This is a genomic window from Clostridium sp. (genome assembly GCF_016650095.1).
In the GTDB taxonomy this organism is placed as follows: Bacteria; Bacillota; Clostridia; order Clostridiales; family Clostridiaceae; genus Clostridium_AD.
This window is the reverse complement of the sequence record NZ_JAENWL010000200.1, coordinates 1-6,716: the sequence shown is the minus strand read 5'-3', so window position 1 is coordinate 6,716 and position 6,716 is coordinate 1. Positions and strand designations below refer to the sequence as shown.

The window sequence follows — 6,716 nt, the reverse complement described above, 5'->3', positions numbered from 1 at the left end:
GCATTTAGCTAATGAATATTTGAAACAAAATAAGTTTGATGATGCAAATACTGTGTTATCGAGTATGCTAGAAGTTGATGTGGAAAATACTGATGCACTTAACCTTAAAGCGCAAATAACCAAAGCAATACAAAAACAAAAAGAAGATAAAATAGCAGCCGAGGCAAAGGCTGAGGCAATGAAAAAAGATGCTATGAGATTAAACTCTCAAGGACATTTTATTGATGAAAGGCATTATAATTTATATTTAAATGGTCAAGAAGATGAATATAATTTAAGTGGATTATATATTACACTAGAAAATTTGAATGGCAATAAAGCTGATATAGATTTTGCTTTCTATTCGCAAGGGGGATCAGTACCTTGTCATGGTTCTGGACCAGCAACATATGTAGGAAATGGAGAATGGAGATTTGCATTTGTGAATTCTACATTTTTTAGGTATGGAATTGCTATATTTAAAGTTAAAGGAGATACGGCATATTTAGCTATTAAAGAGGAATCGTATAAATTTAATGGTGAATATAGTGATGGACTTGATCCTAATAATATAAAAACATTTCAAGAAAAAGACTATAATGAAATCAACGCAGGTCATTTTAATACAGCATATAGAACTGAGCATTCATATTTATAAACAATTGATATAACTAATTTTATTATAAATAAAAAGGAAATTATCATAAATTATTAAATTTGCCTATTCCCCCTTTTGGGGGGGATGGGCAAAAATACCCAAATTGTTCGACTATATTCTGAATTTTGCATTGTATATAAGATATAATTCATTTATTTACAAGGCAATCCTTGGGGTCCTTATCATTTCTTAAACCTTTAAATACAGGTTGTCGCAAACTACCATTAGCTGTTTTCATCATAAATTTTACTACACAAACAAGATTAGGCTCTATCCATACAGCATTATCATTACCTATTGGTAAATTAGCAAAAGGATGATAATTTAGTTTGGGTGTTGTCTCAATTCTTCTGTAATCTTCCGATGATATACCTAAAGTTACATGACCTTTATAGGTCAGTTCATTGCCTGAATATTGACCAATAACTATACTAATTACACCTTTTCCTTTAAGAATATATCCGCATATCACAAAATCATCGTCCAGTAGATATTTAATTTTAATCCAATCTTTAGTTTTCTTGTCCTGATAATATTTACTATCTTTTCTTTTGGCCACTATTCCTTCAAGATCATTTGCTTTAGCAAGTTGATAGAATTGTATTCCCTCCCCTTCTATATATCTGGAAATTGCAAAGCGTTCATTCTCCTTAATAACTTTCTCAAGCAATTTTTTACGCTCCATCAAGGGTAAGTCTGTAACAGAGTGATCTTTATAATAAAGAATATCAAATGCAGTAAAGCTCGCAGGTAATTTTGCAGACGCCAGTTTTATTTTAAAGTTATTTGATAGTGTTGAACGCTTTAAAATCTCATAAAAATTAGGCTTACCATCTTTAATAACTATTAACTCACCATCTAAAATACAACGGTATTTGACTTGCTTGTGCATAGTGGATAGCTCCGGTACTTTTACAAGCACCTTAATATTTCTCTTGTTACGTAGATCTGTTACCTCTTTATCTAGATAAGCAATGCAACGTTCTCCATCCAATTTTAATTCATATATATATTCAGGACTATCAAAGGCTTCTTGATTTTCTCCTATAAGCATAGGCTTAATACATTTCTCATCAAATAAATCCATTACGCACCTTTTGGAGTTCTTTTGCGTTGTGGCGCTTTAGATTTCGGAGTTTTTGGAGTCTGTTTAACTTTATTTTGTTCAATACTTGCTTTCAATGCATCCATAAGATTTATTACATTACCTGGAGCTTCAGATTTAGATGCAACTATATCCTTACCAGCTATTTTTGTTTCAAGTAAATCTCGTAATTTTACCTGATATTCATCCTTATATTTAGCAGGCTCAAAAGGAGTGATCATTGAATTAATTAATGCCTTTGCCATCGTAAGTTCTGCATCTATTATTTCAGGTTTATTATAAGATTTCGCAAGGTCTTTAATTTCGGCTTCATAGTACATAGTAGAAATCAATATTCCGTCATCTCTTGGAATTATAGCAAGTAACGTTTCTTTTGTTCCAATAACCGTCTTGCCTATTGCAATTTTTTGCTCGGACATAAGCGCTGCACGTAAAAGTTCAAAAGCTTTATCTCCACCAGCTAGAGGAGTAGCTTGATATGTTTTATCATAATAAATTGGGGATATTTGATTTAGTTGTGCAAAGTGTATTATCTGTATGGATTTTTCTTTTTCAGTTTTAATTTTTTCTAGATCATCATCTGTTACAACAACATAATGGTCTTTGTCGTATTCATATCCTTTAATAAGGTCTTTTGTTATAACTTCTTTACCACAATGAGCACAAGTCTTTTTATATTTTATTCTAGAATTATCTTCTTTGTGTAATTGGTTAAAATGTATGTCATTGTCTTGGGTAGCGGTATACATTGATATTGGAATAGCAACAAGTCCGAAGGAAATAACTGTTTTATGAGCTATAGACATTTATAACACCTCATTATAATATCTAGTATAACCAAAACGTAATTTTTTTATAAATTTAAGATTATATCTTATACATAAAAATAACAATGCAGCACTTAGGGGGACCACAGCGCAGCATTGTTTTCTTTAGTTATTATTAAAAAGGATTGGTATTTAAAGTATAGACAAATACTAAAAATATATTCACTGTATTCAACCAAAACGTGACAGTTAAATCGATTGATTATAAAGCATATAAAGTTTAGGAGTAAGAATTGAGTTAAATTTAACTATTAAAATTGTATAGAAGTTCTCTATATAAAAAGGGAAATTTAATATATCAGTAAAGATCTACTTATAGTTATAATTACAAATAAGGATATTAACAAAGTAACAAGTCTATTAATTGGATAATTCATGAGGTGAGGAAACTGTCCTTTCTTATAGGTGTATTGATGAACATGGTTTAATAGGATAATTACTATTGCCGTTTGGGTTCCATTGCTACACATACCCCTATTTATAGTTTTTTTTGAAGTATTTGTTTTTGAATTTTGCAACTTAAACCCTTCCCTAAAGAATGTTGGGGAACTGGGATAGATTCACCTTCAAAATTAGAATATATTTTATGGGAACCATTTTGTCTTATCGGTTTAAATCCACTAGTTTTTATAATTCTATCAATTTCTTTATAATCAAGTATTTTTTTATATTGGGCCTTGAGAGCTACGTCTAAAGGCTCTTTGATGCTAAAACTATTATATAAAGCAACTTTTTCAGCAACTATTAATCTTATTGGTGAAATTAATTTTTCAGCTTCTCCTTCATACGTATAAGTAGTACCATCAATAGCTTCATTTAGAATATATTTTATTCTATCAAATAATATTTTAAGTTTAAAATTAAGAATATTAGTAGTTTTACTTAAACCTAATTCTTTTGACACATCGATTATAGAAAGTAAGTAAAGCATTTTATTTTTTGTTAAATCGGCTGCAATTGTCGCAACTTCATCATTAAAATCTCCAGATATATCGAAATATTTATCTTGTTCTACTATTTTGGCATTCAAAGCAATTAGTTTTGTATCGTAGTCTATCATGTTAATGTTAAAGCTTTCAAATGTGGCCATTTTAGACATTGTTTTTTTAAAGCTATCACATAGCTCATTAATCAAATTATAGTGTTCTTGACCTTTCCTATCTGCAAATTCCGCTACTATATCACTCACATTTTCAATTAAATAATCTTCAATTTCAATTTGTAAATTTTTAAAATCCTTTACTAATTTATTTCCTAGCACTATATTATTTATAATATCACCCTCTTATGCAAATATATCTCTAATTATATCAGAAAAGGAATAAATTGTTTCCTATATAATAAAAATAAGTATAAAACCATTTGTTCATAAGTCATATATAATACCCAATTAAAATTTTGTGTGTAACGGTGATACCTACGTTTACTTAAGAATTATGATGCCTATGTATGTAAATAATAAGGAATTGTTTTCCACTACATTTTAAATGCGCCTACCTTGGCAACTTTGTATTACTTTTAAGTGGGATTAGAGGCATTTTCGAGTAAAAACTGTAGTTAAAAATATTTATACCTTTTCGCATACAAATTGGGATAAATGGTATATAATGTATTAAGAGGTGCATTTGAAAGGGTGGGAGATAAATGTTATATGGATATGCAAGATGTTCTACAGACATTACTAAACAGGATATTACAAGGCAGACACGAGAGCTAAAGGCGTTAGGAGTTACTAGTAATAATATCTGCCTGGAATACGCCAGCGGTACTAAAATAGACAGAATAGAGTTCAATAAACTATTAGATAAAGTAGAGCAAGGGGACACTATAATAGCAACCGAGGTAAGCAGAATAACACGAAGTACCAAACAATTATGTGAAATTATAGAATTAGCTAAAGCCAGAAGAATTAAATTAGTGTTAGGAAGTTTCATTGTAGATTGCATAAAAGAATTAGATCCAATGACAGAAGGAATGTTAAAAATGATGGGTGTTTTTGCAGAGCTAGAGCGAAACATGATAAGCCAAAGAGTTAAAAGTGGTATGGCTAATGCTAAAGCTAAAGGGAAATTAATAGGAAGACCTACAACTACTATAGAAAATGTTCCAGTGGCAGTAGTCAAAGCGTATAGGCTTTTAAAAAATGGTAAGATAAATAAGAGCGAATGTGCTAGAATGTGCGACATATCCAGGTCCTGTTTGTATAAATATATCAAGATCATTGAAGAGAGCACTATAAGTTAGAATTGTATTAAATTTAACTGAAATTTAACTAAAGCAATGGGAGGGCGAATAAGTCTTCTCTTTCTTTATATGCTGATAGCAGTAGCAGTAGCAGTAGCCCTGAACCGTATAGGTAGTAGACAAAGATATTATATATAAGGAAATGGAGTTTTTATTGATATAGAAGAAAAATGATCACTAACTTCGATTTATTCTAATATAGAAATTTAAGGAAAAGGTTGAATTGTTTTTGTGTTCTAAATGTAGAAAAAAACCCAGCACAGAGAAGGAGTAAACCCCCGTCCGTATGAATAAATGATAAAGGGCAGGTTCCTCAAATATAAAATTCTACAAAAAAATTCTATAAAAATATTTATAAATAAATATAGGAGTGTGATTTTTTAGTATATGAAAAAATAAAAATAAAGGATATTATGTAATATAATAGAATTAATAAAATATTGAAAATTACGGGTAAGTAATTTATTATAATTGAAAGAAGGGGTTTTATTATGGAGGGTGCTATTGCAATGTTAGTCATTAGTGTAGTAGTTATTATTGCTACTGCTAATCACCGAAATGAACAAGCAAAATTAGATGTTCTCATTGCTAATCGACAAGCAATATCAGGGAAGGATGTTATCTGTCCGACATGCAGAAGTACAATCCACGTTCCATGTGACGGTGAGTATACTTGCCATATTTGTAATAATGACTTTTCATATGGACAACATAATAAAATAGGAGTCACTTGTCCACATTGTAAAAAAAATATATTTGTTCCTGGAGATGGTGAATATATATGCTCGAAGTGTTATAACAAATTTACATATGGTTTACCAATTAATAATATTATTAAATCTAATGAAAGTTATAACAAATATTATGATGTGCTAGGTTGTAATTATAATGCCACCGAAGATGAAGTAAGTAAAAAGTATAAAGAAATGGTTGCAAAGTTTCATCCTGATAAACTAATTTCTAAAGATTTACCAGAGGAGCTTGTTCAATTATCAACTCAAAAATTTATTGAAATTCAAGAAGCATATGAAAAGATAAAGTCAAATAATATAAAAGCAAATTCGCCTCAAAATTCAGACGAAGATGCCGAAGCTAAATTACACAACAATTGGAATGTCCTTATAGACCAATTAAAAACAAGACAACATACAAAAGTTATATATTATAAAGGAGATTGCCTTCTTGATGAAAAAGGCGATTTTAGTAATAAAGAATTTTATTGTTATGCTGATTCAAGTTTATCTTTTTTAGGTAAGGGAATTGTAGTGTGGTTATTAGAAGTTAATTATACAAAATGCGTTCTTGCATTAATTAGTCAGGAAGAATTAGAATATTATACGCTGTCATCCGATAAAACAATTACTATTATTAATAACTCACAGCGAAATATTAAACAGGAAATTCATTTAAGTGCATCTGCATATGATATTATGTTAAAAAATTATCCGACAAAAGATTTAGAATATATAAATCAGCAGAAAATAATATAGAAAATATGAGCATCTGAATTTTAAGGTATACAATTATACCAGTTTTTAGAAATTTATCTTAAAGACGCCCAATGCCATAATTATAAATCAAAACTAAAGCGAAACATGATAAGTAAAAGGGTAAGTGTGGTATGACCTATTAAAGAATGGCAATATAAATAAGAGCGAATGTGCTAGAATGTGCGACATATAAAGATCATGTTTATATAAATTGGATGGTATATAGCAATTAAGGTTCACAGTAGGGAACTGGTTAAGAGCTAATTACAGGTGAAGAGAGAGCATAAGCTTTCTCTTTTTATTGTGCGCCCGGCATGGGCGCAATCTAATGGGTGAAAGTCCCTAGCACGGGTTAATAGTGCCAAGTGCATAGCTTAAGACAAGGGTGTCCATCGCGAGATGGAATCTGAAGG

At 30.2% G+C, this 6,716-nt stretch carries 6 protein-coding genes; 3 read left to right on the top strand and 3 right to left on the bottom strand.

The window, feature by feature from the left end; genetic code table 11:
- Positions 1 to 637 (top strand): hypothetical protein (locus tag JJE11_RS11975; protein WP_291635889.1); only part of this gene is annotated, 637 nt, incomplete at its 5' end.
- 148 nt (positions 638 to 785) lie between these two features.
- Here the strand turns inward: JJE11_RS11975 and JJE11_RS11970 are convergent.
- The 3 genes from JJE11_RS11970 to JJE11_RS11960 all read right to left on the bottom strand — a co-directional run bounded on the left by JJE11_RS11970 (position 786) and on the right by JJE11_RS11960 (position 3,830).
- Positions 786 to 1,724, bottom strand: coding sequence for an RNA ligase family protein (locus JJE11_RS11970; protein WP_291635887.1), 939 nt, complete (start codon positions 1,722 to 1,724; stop codon positions 786 to 788).
- Positions 1,724 to 2,548: a Ku protein gene (locus JJE11_RS11965; protein ID WP_291635885.1), complete on the bottom strand. Its 825-nt coding sequence runs from the start codon at positions 2,546 to 2,548 to the stop codon at positions 1,724 to 1,726. Before JJE11_RS11965 ends, JJE11_RS11970 begins: the two co-directional genes overlap by 1 nt.
- Before the next feature lie 499 nt (positions 2,549 to 3,047).
- Positions 3,048 to 3,830, bottom strand: a complete 783-nt coding sequence (locus JJE11_RS11960) for a type II toxin-antitoxin system HicA family toxin (protein WP_291635883.1) — start codon at positions 3,828 to 3,830, stop codon at positions 3,048 to 3,050.
- Positions 3,831 to 4,213: 383 nt separating this feature from the next.
- Here JJE11_RS11960 and JJE11_RS11955 point away from each other — a divergent pair, with 383 nt between their 5' ends.
- Both JJE11_RS11955 and JJE11_RS11950 read left to right on the top strand, forming a co-directional pair.
- Positions 4,214 to 4,813, top strand: coding sequence for a recombinase family protein (locus JJE11_RS11955; RefSeq protein WP_291635881.1), 600 nt, complete (start codon positions 4,214 to 4,216; stop codon positions 4,811 to 4,813).
- Positions 4,814 to 5,322: 509 nt separating this feature from the next.
- Positions 5,323 to 6,303 carry a DnaJ domain-containing protein gene (locus JJE11_RS11950; protein ID WP_291635879.1) on the top strand — a complete coding sequence of 327 codons (981 nt, stop codon included), beginning with the start codon at positions 5,323 to 5,325 and terminating at the stop codon, positions 6,301 to 6,303.
- Positions 6,304 to 6,716 lie beyond the last annotated feature (413 nt).